The following is a 16477-nucleotide window of genomic DNA, read 5'->3' on the forward strand; positions in this document are numbered from 1 at the left end:
CAGGGCCTGTGTGAACAGGCCCTGCAGGCTGTATGAATGCACAGTTGCCGCAATAATGGCGGCGTGCCTGAAACGACACCCACGACACCCCCGACACCCGCAAGCCCTGCCGATGCTGCGCCCCCGCGCCGCATCGCCCACCTGGACATGGACGCCTTCTATGCCTCGGTGGAGCTGCTGCGCTATCCGCAGCTCAAGGGACTGCCCGTGGTCATCGGCGGCGGACGCCGCGCGCACGACGAGGCGCTGGACGCACGCTACGCCGGCCGGCTGCACGAGATTCCGGTGGACGAGTTCTCGCGCCTCAAGGACTACGTGGGCCGGGGCGTGATCACCACGGCCACCTACCCGGCGCGGCAGTTTGGCGTGGGCTCGGCCATGGGCATGATGAAGGCCGCGCGCCTGTGCCCCCAGGCCATCCTGCTGCCCGTGGACTTTGCCGAGGTGCGGCGCTTCTCGCGCATGTTCAAGGAAATCATCGTCTCCATCGCCCCGCTGATGGAGGACCGCGGCGTGGACGAGGTCTACATCGACTTCACCGACGTGCCCGGCGGCCAGCGCGAAGGCGGGCGCGTGCTGGCGCGGCTGATCCAGAAAACCATCACCGACGCCACGGGCCTGACCTGCTCCATCGGCGTGGCGCCCAACAAGCTGCTGGCCAAGATGGCCAGCGAATTCAACAAGCCCAACGGCATCTCCATCGTCCAGCCCGACGATCTGCAGGCCGTGATCTGGCCGCTGGCCTGCCGCAAGATCAACGGCATAGGTCCCAAGGCCGATGCCAAGCTGCAATCGCTGGGCATACAGACCATTGGCGAGCTGGCCAAGCAAAGCCTGCCCCAGCTCGTGCAATGGTTCGGCCGCGCCTACGGCAACTGGCTGCATGGCGTGTCCTGGGGGCGCGACGAGCGGCCCGTGGTGACGCACAGCGAGCCCGTCTCCATGAGCCGCGAAACCACCTTCGAGCGCGACCTGCACGCCGTACGCGACCGGGCCGAACTGAGCGCCATCTTCACCGACCTGTGCGAACGCCTGGCCCAGGACCTGCAGCGCAAAGGCTACATGGGCCGCACCGTCGGCATCAAGCTGCGCTACGACGACTTCAAGACCGCCACGCGCGACCACACGCTGGAGCTGCCCATGGCCGATGCCGCCACCCTGCGCCGCGCCGCAGGCCAATGCCTCAAGCGCGTGCCCCTGGCCAAGCGGCTGCGCCTGCTGGGCGTGCGCGTGGGCAACCTCGTTCGCACGGCCGACTGGAATGCCACCGCCCACGACCCGCTGGCGCGCGAGCAACTGCTCAGGGGACCGGCCCAGCCCGCGCCGGACAGCGATCCCTTTACACCTCAACTGTTCTGAATCATCACCACAAATCTGGCGCACACGCTGTAAAACCATGCACCAGTTCCGAGCATGAGACTGCGGTTGCCGTGCTGTGAGATGATTTGGAAATGTGAATTTGTGTTTCCGTTTGATGGATTCCGGTGGCTTCAGAGCGTTTCGCCATGCCATTTCACAAGAACAAGAGACATCCCAAAGGAGTGGTACCCATGCGCGTGAATTTGCCCGTCAGCCAGCTCAACTACGACTTTCCGGGCGATGAGCTGCTGGTATCCGTCACCAACACCAAGGGCGAGATCACCCATTGCAACCCGGCCTTCGTGCGGGTCAGCGGCTATTCCTACGAGGAGCTGATCGAGCAGCCGCACAACCTGATCCGCCACCCGGACATGCCGGCCGCCGCCTTCAAGGACATGTGGCGCACCATCGCCCACGGCTACCCGTGGACTGCCCTGGTCAAGAACCGGCGCAAGAACGGCGACCACTACTGGGTGCGCGCCAACGTCACGCCCATCATGGAAGGCGGCCGGCCGCGCGGCTACCTGTCGGTGCGCACCAAGCCCCGGCCGGACGAGATCGAGGCCGCCGAAGCCCTCTATGCCCGCATGCGCGCCGAAGCCGATGCCGGCCAGGAAACCCTGCGACTGCGCGGCGGTGAACTGCGCCGCCTGGGCCTGGCAGGCCTGTGGGACCGCCGCAGCGACCTGGGCCTGACAGCCCGCATGGCGCTGATGCTGGGCGGCGTGGGCCTGGCCGCCATGCTGCCCGACCTGCTGGGCTGGCAGGGCGCCGCAGCCTGGGGCACGCGCCTGGCCGCCTTGCTGGCGGGGGGCAGTTTTGTGGTGTGGCGCTTCCAGCAGCGCTGCGTGGCGGGCCTGGAGCAGGCCAGCGGCTTTGCCGCCGACATTGCCAGCTGCCAGCTGGGCACGGACATGCAGCACGACTACAGCGGCCCCATGGGCGCCCTGATGCAGCGGCTGCAGCAGATCCAGATCAACCTGCGCGCCGTGGTCGGCGACGTGCGCACCGAAATGCGCGGCTTTGCCACGACGGCCCACGAGATCGCCCAGGGCAGCTTCGACCTCGCGCAGCGCACAGAATCCCAGGCCACCAGCCTTCAGCAGACGGCGGCCTCGATGGAAGAGATATCAGGCACCGTGGCGCAGACCGCCGACACGGCCCAGCTCATGGCCCATGAAAGCGACCAGAGCCGTCAGGTCGCGGGCAAGAGCGGCGCCGCCATCCAGGAAGTGGGCTCTGCCATGGAGCACATCCGCGGCTCCTCGCGCCGCATGGGCGAGATCATCGGCGTCATCGAAAGCATTGCCTTCCAGACCAACCTGCTGGCCCTGAATGCCGCCGTCGAAGCGGCACGCGCAGGCGAGCAGGGCCGCGGCTTTGCCGTCGTGGCCGGCGAAGTGCGCGCCCTGGCCCAGCGCAGCGCCTCCGCCGCCAAGGAAATCAGCGGCCTCATCAACCGCACCGTGGACGGCATCAACGACGGCAACGCCCGCATGGACGCCGCAGGCCGCACCATTGACGGCATGGTCGACGCCGTGGGCCGCGTCAGCGACCTGGTCCACCAGATCAGCATCGCCACGCGCGAACAATCCGTAGGCATCGCCCAGGTCAACGACGCCGTGGCCCAGCTGGACTCCGTCACCCAGCAAAACGCCGCCCTGGTCGAACAATCGGCCGGCGCGGCGGGCTCGCTGCGCGCCAGCGCCCAGTCGCTGGAGCGGTCGCTGGAGGTGTTTACGTTGCGGTGAGGGGAAGGGCCGGCCGCCTCTTTTACTGCCGCGCCGAGCGCACGTTGGCCGGCAAGGCGCCAGGATGGCTGGTGCGGAATGGGTTGATGTCCAGGCCGCCACGGCGCGTGTAGCGTGCGTAGACCGAGAGCTTGAGGGGGCGGCAGCGCCTCCAGATGTCCATGAAGATGCGTTCCACGCATTGCTCATGGAATTCGTTGTGGTTGCGGAAGCTCACCAGGTATTGCAGCAGGCCTTCCTGGTCGATCTGCGCGCCGCTGTAGCGGATCTGCACGCTGCCCCAGTCGGGCTGGCCCGTGACCAGGCAGTTGCTCTTGAGCAGGTGGCTGACCAGGGTTTCGGTGACGGGGCCTTCTTCATGGTTGGCGCGCAGCAGCTCGGGGGCGGGCTGGTAGTGCGTGCACTCCACATCAAGGCGGTCCAGCAGCAGGCCGTCGAGCTCCTGCACCATTTCCTGGTCGAAGCGGTCCAGGCCGATGATCTTCACGCCGATGCTTCCCTTTTGCTCGCTGCCGCGCCACAGCGCTTCGGCCAGGTCGGTGCGCAGGCGTGCCTGGACTTCGGCCGCGTCGGCCAGGCGGGTGTTGTTGAAGCTGTTGAGGTAGAGCTTGAAGGACTTGCTTTCGATGAGATTGGGGGTCTCGCAGGGAATCGTGAAATGCACAAGCGCCACCTGCGGCTTGCCGCGCAGGTTGAGCCAGGACAGCTCGAAGGCCGTCCACAGGTCGGCGCCGAAGAAGGGCATCTGTCTGCCCTGAATGCCGATTTCTTCGCGCTTGGGCGCGCGGGGCAGGGGAAACAGCAGCGAGGGGGCGTACTGGTCGATGTAGGCGGAGCTTTTGCCCAGCTGGGATTGTTCGGGAGTGTTCATGGAAAAAGGGCCGGCCGTGCCGGCGCTGGTCAGGCCTGGACGGTCCGCGCGGAGCGCGTGGACCCAGGCTTTGAAGCTAACTGAATTTCCATGCCCGCAGGCATGGGCGGCCATATAAGGTCAATAAGGGTCGGGGCGCCCGGGTTCGCTGGCTCTTCAGTGGAACTCGCGCTCGCGCAGCCATTTGGTGGCGATCCATTTTTCGCCGGCCAGCACGGGCGCGCCGCCGTGCAGGGTACGCGTCGAGGGGTCGGGGCGCTCATAGCTGAAGAAGACGGCGTTGCCCCGGCGCGGCACGACCTGCAGCGGCACTTCGGGAAAGATGGTGGCGCCACCGCGCTCGGGCTCGTTCAGGTAGATGACCAGCGTGCCCACGCGCTGGCCGCCGCGCTTGAGGATGGTGGGCGTGCCGGGTTCGCCAGGCGCGAAGTAGTCGTGGTGGGGCTTGTATTCGGCGCCCGGGCCGTAGTGCAGCACCTGCAGGCCTTCGCCATGGTCCAGCGGCCAGCGCAACAGGCGGGCAATGCGTTCTTCCAGCTGGCTGACGATGCCGGTTTCCCCGCGCTGGAAGAACATGCCGTTGCTGGTTCGGTCGTCATTGATCTCTTCGCCGCCGCTTTGCGTGGCCACGGTGAGCGAGCGCGCCATGCGCGGGCGTGCGGCGGCGATGATGGCGTCGCACTCCTCGTGCGAGAGCAGGTTGCCAAAGACCACGATGCGCGGGTTGCGCATGCTGACCAGCACCTGGACCTGGCGGTCGCCGACATCGATGCTGCTGGGGTCCTGGGCAAGGTCCGGTTCGGGCAGGCTCGAGGCCGAGACGACGACGGCCGGTGGCGACACCTCGCCCTGTTCGGGCAGGTCCAGCGCCCGCCTTGCCAGTTCTTCGCTCCAGCCCACGTCGCGCATGGAGCGCAGCAGGGCTGCAGGCCCTATGCCGGATGCGCGCTGGTCGCGCACCCATTGCATGAGTTCAGGCGTGAGACCGACGGGCAGGTCCTGCGCGGCGGTCTGGGAATCTGGTGAGGATTTGAGGCTCATGGCGTGCAGTGCGGCCCTTGCCGCAGTGAATGGACTCCAAAGGCATCGAGGCCGGGGCCGGCCGGTGGGGCCGGCGAGGCTCAGTCAGCGGTCTTGCGGCGGAACACCAGGCGCGCAGGCGTCGAGGAAGCTGGTGCCAGCGCGTAGCCCTCCAGATCGAAGGCTTCGAGTTCAGCCGCGCTGCGAGCGCGTCGTTGTATGGCAAATCGTGCCATCAGCCCGCGCGCACGTTTGGCATGGAAGCTGATGATCTTGTAGGCGCCGTTCTTGTAATCCTCGAATGCGCATTCCACCACCGGGGGCTTGAGGTGCTTCAAGTCTACCGATTTGAAGTATTCCTGCGAAGCCAGGTTGACGATGACGCGCTCGCCCGCCGGCTGCTTGGCCGCGCGCTGGTTCAGGTGCTCGGCAATGCGACTGCCCCAGAACTGGTAGAGGTTGCTGCCATGCGCGGTTTCCAGCCGCGTGCCCATTTCCAGGCGGTAGGGCTGCATGCGGTCCAGCGGACGCAGCACGCCGTACAGGCCGCTGAGGATGGCCAGGTGCTGCTGTGCCCAGTCCAGGTCCTCGGCATCCAGGCTGCGTGCCTGCAGGCCCTCGTAGACATCGCCGTTGAAGGCGAGCAGCGCCTGCCGGGCGTTGGTGGCCGTGAAGCGCGGGCTGAAGGCCTCGTAGCGCGCCACGTTGAGCGCGGCCAGCTTGTCGCTGATACCCATCAGTTCCGACAGTTGCTGGGGCGACTGGCGGCGCAGCACTTCGATCAGCTCCAGCGGCTGTTCGGAGAAGACGGGCAGCGTGTGCGGCAGTTTCGGGGGCAGTGGCGTGTCGTAGTCCAGCGATTTGGCGGGGGAGAGCAGCAACAGCATGGCGGGACGGAAGCTCCTGGAAAGAGGTGGACGGAAGGCGTGGGGAGACGTATGAGGTGAGGGCGGAGGCGGAAACAAACAGGGGCCGCGAGGGCCCCTGTGTTGTCACTGTCTGTGGTCAGACCTGGGCCGCGCCCTGTGGCTGCGGCTGCTGCTCGAACGGCAGTTGCAGCTCGCTGAGGTCCTTGCGTGTTTCCACGAGGATCAGCGGGCCGTCATCCAGAGCGACCACGGGCGGGCGCTCGCGCACGACGCGCTCGGGCTGCGGTTCGGCGGCGATGGCCGCCTGGGCTGCCGCCACCTTGTCGGCATCGGAGCCCACCCATTGCAGGCCCGAAGCGGCGGCCAGCGCCTGCAGCTCGGACATGGGCAGCTGGTAGGCCTGGACCTTGGGCAGGCCGCGTTCGGCGGTTGCTTCAACGGCCTTGGCTGCTGCGGGCGCGACTGCCACTGCGGCAGGAGCGGCCACGGGTGCAGGTGCTGCCACGGGTGCCACCACGGGGGTGGGTGCGACCGGCGCGGGGGTCACCGCAGCCACGGGCACGGGAGCGGCAACCTGCTGCTCGGGCACGGGGGCCGCGACGGGTTGCTGCACCGCTTGGGCTGCTGCGGCTGCTGCGGGCTGCGCAGGCACTTGCGCTTCGGCCATGGCTTCAGGAGCCTGGGCTTCGGCGGCAGGGCTGGCTGCGTTGAAGTAGCTGCGGCGGGCAGGCTGGTCCTGCTCGGGAGCGGCGGCTTCGAAGGATTGGACGGCTTCGCCCTCCGCTTCGCGCGGTGCGCGCTCTGCACGGTCACCGCGATCGCCACGCTCGCGGCGGTCACGACCATAGCGGTCGCGCGAACGGCGCTGGCGCGGCTGCTCTTCACCGGAGGCGGGGGCAGCGTTGTCCAGGGACGGGTCCTGTTGCTGGGCCTGGTTGTCCAGGTTCTCTTCGGTCTCGGGAGCGACTTCGAACTGGCGGGGCTGGCGCTCGCTGCGTTCGGCGCGTTCACCACGTTCACCGCGCTCGCCACGTTCGCGGCGGCCTTCACCGCGCTCCTGGCGCTCGCCACGCGGGGCGCGCTCGGGACGCTGCTCGATGGTGCTGCCATCTGCAGCGACAGCGGCCACGCCGTTCACGGCTTCCAGCGGCTGGCGGCTTTCACCGTCACGGCTGCGTTCGCCACGGCCACGGCGTTCGCCGCGGTCGGCGCGCTCACCACGGTCGGCGCGCTCGCCACGATCCGGGCGCTCTCCACGCTCCGGGCGTTCACCGCGTTCAGTGCGCTCGCCACGCTCGGCATTGCGGCGGTTGCGGTCACCGTTGCCGGCCTGGCGTTCGGCATTGGGGGCGCCAGCGCGCTCGCCATTGCGCTCCGAGCGTTCGCCACGCTCACCATTGCGTTCGTTGCGGCGGCCACGGTTGTCGTTGCGGCCGTCACGGCGTGCTTCGCGAGCGGGGGCTTCGGCGGCCGGAGCGGGCGCTGCGACCGGCGCAGGTGCCGCGCTAAAGCCGAACAGGCTCTTGAGCCAGGCAAAGAAGCCTTGCTCGCGGACCACGACGGGGGCGACGGCCGGTGCGGGTGCTGCAGCGGTTGCAGCGGGCTTGGCATCGCGCTGCTGGCCGTTGGCCGGGCGGTTGCGGCTGCCTTCGGGACGGGGCTCGGCGATGGGGGCCGGCATGTCGGGCAGCACGCCCTTGATCATGGGCGTCTGCTTGTTGGTGGGCTCCTGCGAGCGGCGCGTCACCGTGGTTTCCGCGTCCAGCTCCTCGGCCAGCTTGTAGCTGGCTTCCATGCTTTCCAGGCGCACGTCGTCGTGCTTGAGGCGCTCGAGCTTGTAGTGCGGCGTGTCCATGGACTTGTTGGGAACCATGATCACGTTGACGCGCTGCTTGAGTTCGATCTTGGTGATCTCGCCGCGCTTTTCGTTGAGCAGGAAGCTGGCCACTTCCACGGGCACCTGGCAGTGCACGGCGGCCGTGTTGTCCTTCATGGACTCTTCCTGGATGATGCGCAGGATCTGCAGCGCCGAGCTTTCCGTGTCACGCACGTGGCCGGAGCCACCGCAGCGCGGGCAGTTGATGTGCGCGCCTTCGGACAGGGCCGGCTTGAGGCGCTGGCGGCTCATCTCCATGAGGCCGAACTTGCTGATGGTGCCGAACTGCACGCGGGCACGGTCCTGGCGCAGCGCGTCACGCAGGCGGTTCTCGACCTCGCGGCGGTTCTTGCTCTCCTCCATGTCGATGAAGTCAATGACGATCAGGCCGCCCAGGTCACGCAGGCGCATCTGGCGCGCGACTTCGTCGGCGGCTTCCAGGTTGGTGCGGGTGGCGGTTTCCTCGATGTCGCCGCCCTTGATGGCGCGGGCCGAGTTCACGTCGATGGAGACCAGCGCTTCGGTGTGGTCGATGACGATGGCGCCGCCCGAGGGCAGGGTCACGGTGCGCGCGTAGGCCGATTCGATCTGGTGCTCGATCTGGAAGCGGCTGAACAGCGGGGCGTCGTCACGGTAGCGTTTGACGCGGGCGGCATGCTCGGGCATGACGTGCTGCATGAACTGCTGCGCCTGCTCGTAGATGTCGTCGGTGTCGATGAGGATGTCGCCGATGTCGCCATTGAAGTAGTCGCGGATGGCACGGATCACCAGGCTCGATTCCTGGTAGATCAGGAAGGCGCCCTTGGCCGACTTGGCGGCGCCGTCGATGGCGTTCCACAGCTTGAGCAGGTAGTTCAGGTCCCACTGCAGCTCGGGCGCGGTGCGGCCGATGCCGGCGGTGCGCGCAATGATGGACATGCCCTTGGGGTACTCAAGCTGGTCCATCGCCTCCTTGAGTTCGGCACGGTCCTCGCCCTCGATGCGGCGCGAGACGCCACCACCGCGCGGGTTGTTGGGCATCAGCACCACGTAGCGGCCGGCCAGCGAGATGAAGGTGGTCAGGGCCGCGCCCTTGTTGCCGCGCTCTTCCTTCTCGACCTGGACGATCAGTTCCTGGCCTTCGCGGATGACTTCGTTGATGCGGGCCTGGCTGGGGGAGACGCCTTCGGCGAAATACTGCTTGGAGATTTCCTTGAAGGGCAGGAAGCCGTGACGGTCCTCGCCGTAGTCGACGAAGCAGGCCTCGAGGCTGGGCTCCACGCGCGTGACCACGGCCTTGTAGATGTTGCCCTTGCGCTGCTCGCGCCCTTCGATTTCGATTTCGTAGTCGAGCAGCTTCTGACCATCGACGATGGCAAGGCGACGTTCTTCCGACTGCGTGGCGTTGATGAGCATCCGTTTCATGATGCGTTTCCTTTATTCGTTTTCTCTGGGGCGCGCCGGAGTGCAGCCTCTGCTGCCAGACCGTCACGCCTTTGACTTGTAATCAAAGACAGGCTCGCGAGGGAGCCGAGATGCCGGACTGACGCGTCGAAACGAAAGGAATCGCCGGATGCCTTGATGCTTGAGACCTGGCTCAAGTCAGCAATGGGGGCAAGGGCAGGGGGACGAGAGCGATGAGAGAGGCACGCCGTCCAGCTTCAAGCGAAGCTGCTGCACGTGCGGGGCAGGCGGGAGGCTTGGGGGCGGCAATGATCCTGGGCGCAGGCGTTTTCCTGCTCCACAGCGTGACCATCCATGCCCAAAAGATCCACATGCTCGCTTTTGATCCGCTGGCAGCGGTGGACGCCGGGTCCGACCCCTTCTGCCAGCTTGAGATTCCGTATCAGTGTTTCAATTCGTCAGCCACAACCGATGCAACGACGAACTTCGCAGGCCATCTTTTCCTGCTGTTTCGCGTGCATGACACCGGATGGCATCGACCTGCCTGTGCGGGGAAATGGTTGTTTGGACTAAACTCCATGAGAATCAACCACTTATAAATAGTTCGGCACAGGTGAAACACATTATAGAGGGCAAACCGGCAGACGACCGTTCCCTGAACGCAGCCACTGCCGCAGTGCGGCTGATCGAAGTCGATGACGATTCGGCCGGACAGCGGTTGGACAACTTTCTCATACGCCATCTCAAGGGCGTTCCCAAGACCCATGTCTATCGCATCATCCGCAGTGGAGAAGTGCGCATCAACAAAGGGCGCGTCAGTGCGGAGACCCGCGTTTCTACCGGCGATATCGTCCGCATACCGCCCGTGCGCATTTCCGAAAAAGTCGCCGAAAAGGCCGAGCGGCCAGCGCCAGCCAGGGATTTCCCCAGTCTGCTGGAAGACGAGCACCTGATCGCCATCGACAAGCCCGCCGGTGTGGCCGTGCATGGCGGCTCGGGTGTGAGTTTTGGTGTCATCGAGCAACTGCGCCAGGCGCGGCCGCAAAGCCGTTTTCTGGAGCTGGTGCATCGGCTAGACCGAGAGACATCCGGCATCTTGCTGGTGGCCAAGAAGCGCTCGGCGCTGACGCATCTGCAGGACCAGTTCCGCGAGCGCGAGACCGGCAAGACCTACCTGGCCCTGGTCCAGGGCACCTGGCCGGCCAACCACAAGGTGATTGATCTGCCGCTGCACAAATACCTGCAGGCCGACGGCGAACGCCGCGTGCGGGTGACCACGGCCGATGATCCTGACGGCATGCGCTCCGTCACGCTGGTGCGCGTTCGCAGCACGCTGGCGCCCCAGCCCCTGCTGGGACTGCCGGCCATGAGCCTGCTGGAGGTGACCATCAAGACCGGGCGCACGCACCAGATCCGCGTGCACCTGTCCAGCCAGGGGCACCCGATTGCGGGCGATGACAAATATGGCGACTTCGACCTGAACCGACGCCTGCAGAAACAGGGGCTCAAACGCATGTTCCTGCACGCATGGCGGCTACAGTTCACCCACCCGGCCAGTGGCGAGCGGGTGGAGCTGCGCGCCGAGCTTCCCGAAGAACTGGCCCGTTTCGCCGGCTGATGCTGGCTCCGACTCCTTGTAGATATGACAAATCCTGGTTCTTCCGAGATGCACCGTGCGCGCCGCTTCGATCTCATTGCCTTCGACTGGGATGGGACGCTGTCGGATTCCACCGCGGTGATCGTCAAGTGCATTCAGGCGGCCGTGGCCGATGTGGGGGGCACGCCTCCCAGCGATGAGGCGGCGTCCTATGTGATCGGCATGGCGCTGATGCCCGCATTGGCGCGTGCAGCGCCCGATGTGCCTCCCGAAAAATACCCCGAGTTGGGCAACCGCTATCGCCACCATTTCATCAAGCACCAGGACGACATCAGCCTGTTCGCCGGCGTGCTGCCCATGCTGGCGGCGCTGCGCGAGCGAGGGCACCTGCTGGCCGTGGCCACGGGCAAGAGCCGCCGTGGTCTGAACGATGCGCTGCAGGACCCGCAGTTGCGCGGCATGTTCGACAGCTCGCGCACGGCGGACGAGACCGCCGGCAAGCCGAATCCGCTGATGCTGCAGGAGCTGATGGCCGAGTTTGGTGCGGATCCTTCGCGGGTGCTGATGATCGGCGACACCACGCACGACCTGGAACTGGCCCGCAATGCAGGCTGTGCCAGCGTGGGCGTGGGCTATGGCGCGCATCCCACCGACGGCTTTGGCGTGCTGAAGCCGTTGCATGTGGCGCAGAGTGTTGCGGATTTGCATCAGTGGCTGTTGGCCCATGGCTGAGTCGTCATGCCCGCGTCAGCGCGTGGATTCATGCTCGTGAGGTGTGCCGTTGACCGTTGAACGCATCGTTCTGTGCGCCAGCGATGCCCTGCAGGAAGGGGCGAATGCCGTGCCTTTCGACGTGGTCTACGCGGGTCATGCCTGCCGCGCATTCGCCATCCGCTTCGAGGGACAGGTGCATGCCTATCTGAATCGCTGCACCCATGTGGCCATGGAGATGGACTACCAGCCGGACCGCTTTTTCGATGACACCGGACGCTGGCTGCTGTGCGCCACCCATGGAGCGGCCTACGCGCCCGACAGCGGCGCGTGCGCTGGCGGACCCTGCCGTGGCGGCCTTGTGAAAATCTCCCTGAGCGAAAGCGCGGGGGTGGTGCACTGGCATACTGCCGATAACCTGAAACCCGTCGAGTTCTGACATGACTTCCCCCATACCTCCGGAAAATCCTGGCTCCGCATCGCACCCATCCCCGGGGGCGGACCTGTGGGCCCGGGCCACGCCCGCCACGGCGGCTGCCGATGCGCGCACGGCGGCATCGAGCGGCTGGGAGCGGGAGGTGCTGGAAAAGCTGGTCTTCGCCACCATCAACGAGCAGCGTGCCTCGCGCCGCTGGCGCCTGTTTGGCCGCCTGCTGTGGACGGCGCTCATCCTCGTGGTGCTGTGGGTGCTGTTTGCCAAGGACACGGCGACCACGACCAGTTCCTCCCCGCACACGGCCGTGGTCGAGGTCAAGGGCGAGATCGCCGCAGGTGCCGACGCCAGTGCGGAATTCGTGGTGGCCGCCATGCGCAGTGCCTTCGAGGATTCGGGCTCGCGCGCCGTGGTGCTGCTGATCAACTCGCCGGGCGGCAGCCCTGTGCAGGCCGGCATCATCAATGACGAAATCGTGCGGCTCAAGGGCAAGTACGACAAGCCCCTGTATGCCGTGGTGGAAGAAACCTGCGCTTCGGCCGCCTACTACATTGCCGCCGCCGCCGATGAGATCTTTGTGGACAAGGCCAGCATCGTGGGCAGCATAGGCGTGCTCATGGATGGCTTTGGCTTCACCGGCGCCATGGAAAAGCTCGGCGTGGAACGCCGCCTGCTGACGGCTGGCGAGAACAAGGGTTTCCTGGACCCGTTCAGCCCCATGTCCGAAGGACAGCGCGAACATGCCCACAAGATGCTGGGCCAGATCCACTCGCAGTTCATCAACGTGGTCAAGGCTGGCCGTGGTGACCGCCTGCATGAGACGCCCGAGACTTTCAGCGGCCTGTTCTGGACCGGCCAGCAGGCGGTGGAGATGGGCCTGGCCGACAAGCTGGGCAGTCTTGACTATGTGGCCCGTGAAGTGGTCAAGGCGGAAGAGGTGGTGGATTACACGCGCCGCGACAACGTGGCCGAGCGCCTGGCCAAGCGTTTCGGCGCGGCCTTTGGCGGCGGTGCGGTGCAGGCACTGCGTTCCAGCCTCCCGGCTCTGCGCTGATTCTTGCGGGGTCTCCCGCTCGGTCTGCCAAGACGAAAAAGCCCGCCTTCCTGTCGAAGGCGGGCTTTTTCGCTGGTGGGCGGCTTCAGCGGCCGATGGAGAACACCACCGGCGTGCGGTTGTCCGGCGCTTCCTTGTGCTGGCGCCATTCGCGCACCAGCCGGCTTTCGATGCGGGCGCTCTCCAGTGTCAGGCCGCAGGCCAACGCCAAACGGGTATGGGGTTGCAGCGTCTGCAGCAGGGCTTGCCAAAGCGCGGCGTTGCGGTAGGGCGTCTCGATGAACTGCTGGGTCTGGCCTTGGCGCAATGCCAGTGCTTCAAGCTCCTTGATGCGCTGCACCCGTCCGCCGGCATCCTGGGGCAGGTAGCCCACAAAGGCATAGTTCTGTCCGTTGAGCCCGCTGGCGGCCAGTGCCAGCAGCAGCGATACGGGTCCGATCAGCGGCACGACGCGTATGCCCAAATCGTGCGCGGCGCGCACGATGGAGCTGCCGGGGTCGGCCACGGCGGGCATTCCGGCCTCGCTGACCAGTCCCATGTCGTGTCCGGCCAGCAAGGGGGCGAGCAGTGGCTTGGCGTCAAAGACGGCGGCACCCTTGTCGCCATGGTCCCCCTTCTTGTGGGCCTCGCGCGGCAGCTCGGTGATCTGCTGGGTCTGCAAGGGCTGGGCCAGTGCATGCAGCGCGTCGATGCGCTTGAGATAGGCGCGTGTGCTCTTGGCGTTTTCGCAAATCCAGTGGGTCAACCGTGCAGCGGTGCGCAGTGTCCCATCGGGCAGGACCTGCGTCAGCGGCGTTTGCTCATCGCAGCCGAAGTCCAGCGGCGCGGGCACCAGGTAGAGCGTTCCTGTCAGGGGCTTGGTAATGGCATCACTCATGGCAGCACGGCTCCTGCGGCGCGCAGCAACTGGCATGTGCGGATCAGCGGAAGGCCGATCAGTGCCGTGGGGTCGTCGCTGACGATGGCGTCGAGCAGGGCAATGCCCAGGCCCTCACTCTTGGCGCTGCCTGCGCAGTCATAAGGCTGCTCGGCGCGCAGGTAGCGCTCGATTTCCGCATCGTTGAGATCGCGAAAGCGCACCTGAACCGTCACCACGTCGGTCTCGGAAAAGCCGGTTTCCTGGCAGACCACGCTCACGGCAGTGTGGAAGTTCATCTGGCGCCCGCTCATCTGGCGCAACTGTTCGGTGGCGCGTTCATGGTTGCCGGGCTTGGACAGCGGCAGGCCATCGAGCTCGGGCACCTGGTCGGAGCCGATGACAACGGCGCCGGGGTGCAGCGCAGCCACGGCCTGGGCCTTGGCCAGGGCCAGGCGCAGGGAAAGGGCGTGCGGTGTCTCTCCGGCCAGAGGTGTTTCATCGACTTCCGGGGAGACGGTCTGGAATGGCAGCCGCAGCCGTTCCAGGAGTTCGCGGCGGTAGCGTGAGGTGGAGCCAAGGATCAGGGCACGCGCCAGGCCGGGAGCCTGGGCTAAGGCGGGGTGGGGAGCTTGCATGCCCGGATTCTCTTACACTGCCCGCATGAGCAAGGAATTTTCTGCGGCCCGCCTCGATGTTCGCGCTTTCGCGCAATCGCAGGGCCATCTTCAGGACCAGACAACACTGTCAGTCTTTCCGCGTCTGGCCCAGGATGCGCAGCCGGATGCCGGTGACACGCACGGCCAGGTGCACTGGCAGGCGGACGGCGAGCTGGTCGAGCAGACCGGCGGCCCCGGTCAGGTGTGGCTGCATCTGCAGGCCGATGCCGTCGTGCCCATGGTGTGCCAGCGCTGCCTGGCCCTGGCGCCCATCACCCTGCAGGTTGATCGGTCTTTTCGCTTTGTTGCGGATGAAGCCACAGCCGAGTCCGAGGACGATGAAAGCGATGAGGACCTGCTGGTGCTCAGCCGCGAGTTCAATCTGCTCGAGCTCATAGAGGACGAGTTGCTCATGGAACTGCCTGTGGTGCCGCGTCACGATGTCTGCCCCGAGACTGTGAGCTTGCAGTCCAGCGACGCGGACTTCGAGCAGGCCATCGAGGACAAGCCCAACCCGTTCGCCGTCCTTCGCGGCCTGGATGTGGGCAAATCCGCAGACTGATCGAGATGCCCGGAAAAAAGGTCGAGGCCGGGAAAAGCGATTGCGCTATAATCAAGGGCTTCGCGCGAAACCCCCTCGTGTCTTTAATGGGCTGATCGCGTTTTTTACCAACCCTTTTCAGATACACAGGAGCCATCATGGCTGTTCAGCAGAACAAGAAGTCCCCCTCCAAGCGCGGTATGCACCGTTCGCACAATGCACTGAATGTGCCTGGCATCGCCGTGGAACCCACCACGGGTGAAACCCACCTGCGTCACCACATCAGCCCCAACGGCGTGTACCGCGGCCGTCAAGTGCTGAAGAACAAGTCCGAAGCCTGACCTTCGACCGTTCCCGCAGAGCCCGCGGCTACAGTTTTCGTAGCGCGGGCTTTTGTTTTTTCTGATGGCCGTTCCTATCTTTCCAGGCCTTGCAACAGGCTTGCCAGTCGCTCATGATCACTTTGGCCGTTGACTGCATGGGGGGTGATCACGGCCCCCGCGTCACGCTCGCGGCGTGCCGCCAGTTCCTCGATTCCCATTCCGACGCCCGGCTGCTGCTGGTCGGTCAGCCCGATGCGCTGGCTGGCTTTGCGCATGAGCGCGCCAGCGTGGTGCCGGCCTCGGAAGTCGTCGGCATGGATGACCCGATCGAGGTGGCGCTGCGCAGGAAGAAGGATTCCTCGATGCGCGTCGCCATCCAGCAGGTCAAGGATGGCCAGGCTGCTGCTGCCGTGTCGGCTGGGAATACGGGTGCGCTGATGGCCATCTCGCGCTACCTGCTCAAGACGCTGGATGGCATCGATCGTCCCGCCATCGCTCCCCAGTTGCCCAACGCCAAGGGTGGTGCCACCACGGTGCTGGACCTGGGTGCCAACGTGGATTGCTCGGCTGAGCATCTGCTGCAGTTCGCCGTCATGGGCTCGGCTCTGGTGTCTGCGCTGAACAACGAAGAGGCGCCTTCGGTGGGCCTGCTCAATATCGGCGAAGAGCAGATCAAGGGCAGTGAAGTCATCAAGCGTGCGGGCGAACTGTTGCGTGCGGCCGGCAAGGCCGGTCACCTGAACTTCTACGGAAACGTCGAAGGCAACGATATCTTCAAGGGCACGACCCAGGTCGTGGTCTGTGACGGCTTTGTGGGCAACGTGGCCCTCAAGTCTTCCGAGGGGGTGGCGTCCATGATCTCCAATGCCCTCAAGCAGGAGTTCAAGCGCAATATCTTCACCAAAATGGCTGCAATCGTTGCCTATCCGGTGCTAACTGCGCTGATGAATCGCGTGGACCATCGGCGTCACAACGGTGCGGCGCTGCTGGGCCTTCGTGGGCTGGTGTTCAAAAGCCATGGGTCAGCCGATGCCTTGGCTTTCGAGCACGCGCTGAACCGCGCGTATGATGCGGCCCGCAACAACCTGCTCGACCGTGTCCGTACCCGCATCTCCGCAGCCCTGCCTCTTTTGCTGGCTGCGCAGTCGGAATCAGGACCGTCGGCGCCCTAATA

General features: G+C 65.8%; 16 protein-coding genes. 10 read left to right on the top strand and 6 right to left on the bottom strand.

What is annotated here, in order from left to right:
* Nucleotides 1–36 precede the first annotated feature (36 nt).
* A complete protein-coding gene (dinB, locus tag IB269_RS01210; RefSeq protein WP_097201541.1) occupies nucleotides 37–1359 on the top strand; it encodes a DNA polymerase IV in 1323 nt (440 codons plus the stop codon).
* A gap of 191 nt (nucleotides 1360–1550) precedes the next feature.
* Complete coding sequence (locus IB269_RS01215) at nucleotides 1551–3110, top strand: methyl-accepting chemotaxis protein (RefSeq protein WP_192366253.1); 1560 nt, start codon at nucleotides 1551–1553, stop codon at nucleotides 3108–3110.
* A 22-nt stretch (nucleotides 3111–3132) separates the two neighbouring features.
* Here the strand turns inward: IB269_RS01215 and queF are convergent, their stop codons facing one another.
* The 4 genes from queF to IB269_RS01235 form a co-directional block, all read right to left on the bottom strand.
* Nucleotides 3133–3981 (bottom strand): NADPH-dependent 7-cyano-7-deazaguanine reductase QueF, encoded by an 849-nt coding sequence (gene queF / locus IB269_RS01220; protein WP_192366254.1) that lies wholly within the window; start codon nucleotides 3979–3981, stop codon nucleotides 3133–3135.
* Between the two features lie 156 nt (nucleotides 3982–4137).
* Entirely contained in the window at nucleotides 4138–5022 is an 885-nt protein-coding gene (locus tag IB269_RS01225) for a 2OG-Fe(II) oxygenase (RefSeq protein ID WP_012207082.1), read from the bottom strand.
* Nucleotides 5023–5102: 80 nt separating this feature from the next.
* Nucleotides 5103–5888 (bottom strand): peroxide stress protein YaaA, encoded by a 786-nt coding sequence (yaaA, locus tag IB269_RS01230; RefSeq protein ID WP_013800980.1) that lies wholly within the window; start codon nucleotides 5886–5888, stop codon nucleotides 5103–5105.
* A gap of 118 nt (nucleotides 5889–6006) precedes the next feature.
* Nucleotides 6007–9150 (bottom strand): Rne/Rng family ribonuclease, encoded by a 3144-nt coding sequence (locus IB269_RS01235; protein ID WP_192366255.1) that lies wholly within the window; start codon nucleotides 9148–9150, stop codon nucleotides 6007–6009.
* Between the two features lie 212 nt (nucleotides 9151–9362).
* Here IB269_RS01235 and IB269_RS01240 point away from each other — a divergent pair, with 212 nt between their 5' ends.
* Genes IB269_RS01240 through IB269_RS01260 form a run of 5 tightly spaced genes read left to right on the top strand, consistent with a single transcriptional unit; the run spans nucleotide 9363 to nucleotide 12924 of the window.
* Nucleotides 9363–9728 carry a hypothetical protein gene (locus IB269_RS01240; protein ID WP_224986162.1) on the top strand — a complete coding sequence of 122 codons (366 nt, stop codon included), beginning with the start codon at nucleotides 9363–9365 and terminating at the stop codon, nucleotides 9726–9728.
* Nucleotides 9686–10747, top strand: a complete 1062-nt coding sequence (locus tag IB269_RS01245) for an RluA family pseudouridine synthase (protein ID WP_034396692.1) — start codon at nucleotides 9686–9688, stop codon at nucleotides 10745–10747. Before IB269_RS01240 ends, IB269_RS01245 begins: the two co-directional genes overlap by 43 nt.
* A gap of 24 nt (nucleotides 10748–10771) precedes the next feature.
* Nucleotides 10772–11458, top strand: a complete 687-nt coding sequence (locus IB269_RS01250; RefSeq protein WP_012207078.1) for an HAD family hydrolase — start codon at nucleotides 10772–10774, stop codon at nucleotides 11456–11458.
* Between the two features lie 49 nt (nucleotides 11459–11507).
* Nucleotides 11508–11876 (top strand): Rieske (2Fe-2S) protein, encoded by a 369-nt coding sequence (locus IB269_RS01255; RefSeq protein ID WP_013800985.1) that lies wholly within the window; start codon nucleotides 11508–11510, stop codon nucleotides 11874–11876.
* 1 nt (nucleotide 11877) lies between these two features.
* A complete protein-coding gene (locus IB269_RS01260) occupies nucleotides 11878–12924 on the top strand; it encodes a S49 family peptidase (protein ID WP_012207076.1) in 1047 nt (348 codons plus the stop codon).
* An 85-nt stretch (nucleotides 12925–13009) separates the two neighbouring features.
* Here the strand turns inward: IB269_RS01260 and IB269_RS01265 are convergent, their stop codons facing one another.
* Together IB269_RS01265 and IB269_RS01270 are read right to left on the bottom strand one after the other, a co-directional pair.
* Entirely contained in the window at nucleotides 13010–13801 is a 792-nt protein-coding gene (locus IB269_RS01265) for an SAM-dependent methyltransferase (RefSeq protein ID WP_013800987.1), read from the bottom strand.
* Nucleotides 13798–14418 (bottom strand): Maf family nucleotide pyrophosphatase, encoded by a 621-nt coding sequence (locus tag IB269_RS01270; protein WP_192366256.1) that lies wholly within the window; start codon nucleotides 14416–14418, stop codon nucleotides 13798–13800. Before IB269_RS01270 ends, IB269_RS01265 begins: the two co-directional genes overlap by 4 nt.
* Before the next feature lie 25 nt (nucleotides 14419–14443).
* Between IB269_RS01270 and IB269_RS01275 the strand changes: the two genes are divergently transcribed.
* From IB269_RS01275 to plsX, 3 genes are all read left to right on the top strand, one after another.
* Entirely contained in the window at nucleotides 14444–15001 is a 558-nt protein-coding gene (locus IB269_RS01275) for a YceD family protein (RefSeq protein ID WP_192366257.1), read from the top strand.
* Nucleotides 15002–15138: 137 nt separating this feature from the next.
* On the top strand, nucleotides 15139–15321 hold the full coding sequence (gene rpmF / locus IB269_RS01280; RefSeq protein ID WP_012207072.1) for a 50S ribosomal protein L32: 183 nt from the start codon (nucleotides 15139–15141) through the stop codon (nucleotides 15319–15321).
* A gap of 113 nt (nucleotides 15322–15434) precedes the next feature.
* Nucleotides 15435–16475 carry a phosphate acyltransferase PlsX gene (plsX, locus tag IB269_RS01285; protein ID WP_013800990.1) on the top strand — a complete coding sequence of 347 codons (1041 nt, stop codon included), beginning with the start codon at nucleotides 15435–15437 and terminating at the stop codon, nucleotides 16473–16475.
* The last annotated feature ends 2 nt before the right edge of the window (nucleotides 16476–16477 follow it).

The sequence above is a fragment of the Delftia sp. DLF01 genome, from assembly GCF_014852125.1.
GTDB classification, from domain to species: domain Bacteria; phylum Pseudomonadota; class Gammaproteobacteria; order Burkholderiales; family Burkholderiaceae_C; genus Comamonas; species Comamonas acidovorans.

Excerpts from the sequence above, each read along its gene's own strand:
- dinB (WP_097201541.1), top strand. The coding sequence starts at position 37 with ATGCACAGTTGCCGCAATAATGGCGGCGTGCCTGAAACGACACCCACG.
- IB269_RS01215 (WP_192366253.1), top strand. The coding sequence starts at position 1,551 with ATGCGCGTGAATTTGCCCGTCAGCCAGCTCAACTACGACTTTCCGGGC.
- queF (WP_192366254.1), bottom strand. The coding sequence starts at position 3,981 with ATGAACACTCCCGAACAATCCCAGCTGGGCAAAAGCTCCGCCTACATC.
- IB269_RS01225 (WP_012207082.1), bottom strand. The coding sequence starts at position 5,022 with ATGAGCCTCAAATCCTCACCAGATTCCCAGACCGCCGCGCAGGACCTG.
- yaaA (WP_013800980.1), bottom strand. The coding sequence starts at position 5,888 with ATGCTGTTGCTGCTCTCCCCCGCCAAATCGCTGGACTACGACACGCCA.
- IB269_RS01235 (WP_192366255.1), bottom strand. The coding sequence starts at position 9,150 with ATGAAACGGATGCTCATCAACGCCACGCAGTCGGAAGAACGTCGCCTT.
- IB269_RS01240 (WP_224986162.1), top strand. The coding sequence starts at position 9,363 with ATGAGAGAGGCACGCCGTCCAGCTTCAAGCGAAGCTGCTGCACGTGCG.
- IB269_RS01245 (WP_034396692.1), top strand. The coding sequence starts at position 9,686 with ATGGTTGTTTGGACTAAACTCCATGAGAATCAACCACTTATAAATAGT.
- IB269_RS01250 (WP_012207078.1), top strand. The coding sequence starts at position 10,772 with ATGACAAATCCTGGTTCTTCCGAGATGCACCGTGCGCGCCGCTTCGAT.
- IB269_RS01260 (WP_012207076.1), top strand. The coding sequence starts at position 11,878 with ATGACTTCCCCCATACCTCCGGAAAATCCTGGCTCCGCATCGCACCCA.
- IB269_RS01265 (WP_013800987.1), bottom strand. The coding sequence starts at position 13,801 with ATGAGTGATGCCATTACCAAGCCCCTGACAGGAACGCTCTACCTGGTG.
- IB269_RS01270 (WP_192366256.1), bottom strand. The coding sequence starts at position 14,418 with ATGCAAGCTCCCCACCCCGCCTTAGCCCAGGCTCCCGGCCTGGCGCGT.
- IB269_RS01275 (WP_192366257.1), top strand. The coding sequence starts at position 14,444 with ATGAGCAAGGAATTTTCTGCGGCCCGCCTCGATGTTCGCGCTTTCGCG.
- rpmF (WP_012207072.1), top strand. The coding sequence starts at position 15,139 with ATGGCTGTTCAGCAGAACAAGAAGTCCCCCTCCAAGCGCGGTATGCAC.
- plsX (WP_013800990.1), top strand. The coding sequence starts at position 15,435 with ATGATCACTTTGGCCGTTGACTGCATGGGGGGTGATCACGGCCCCCGC.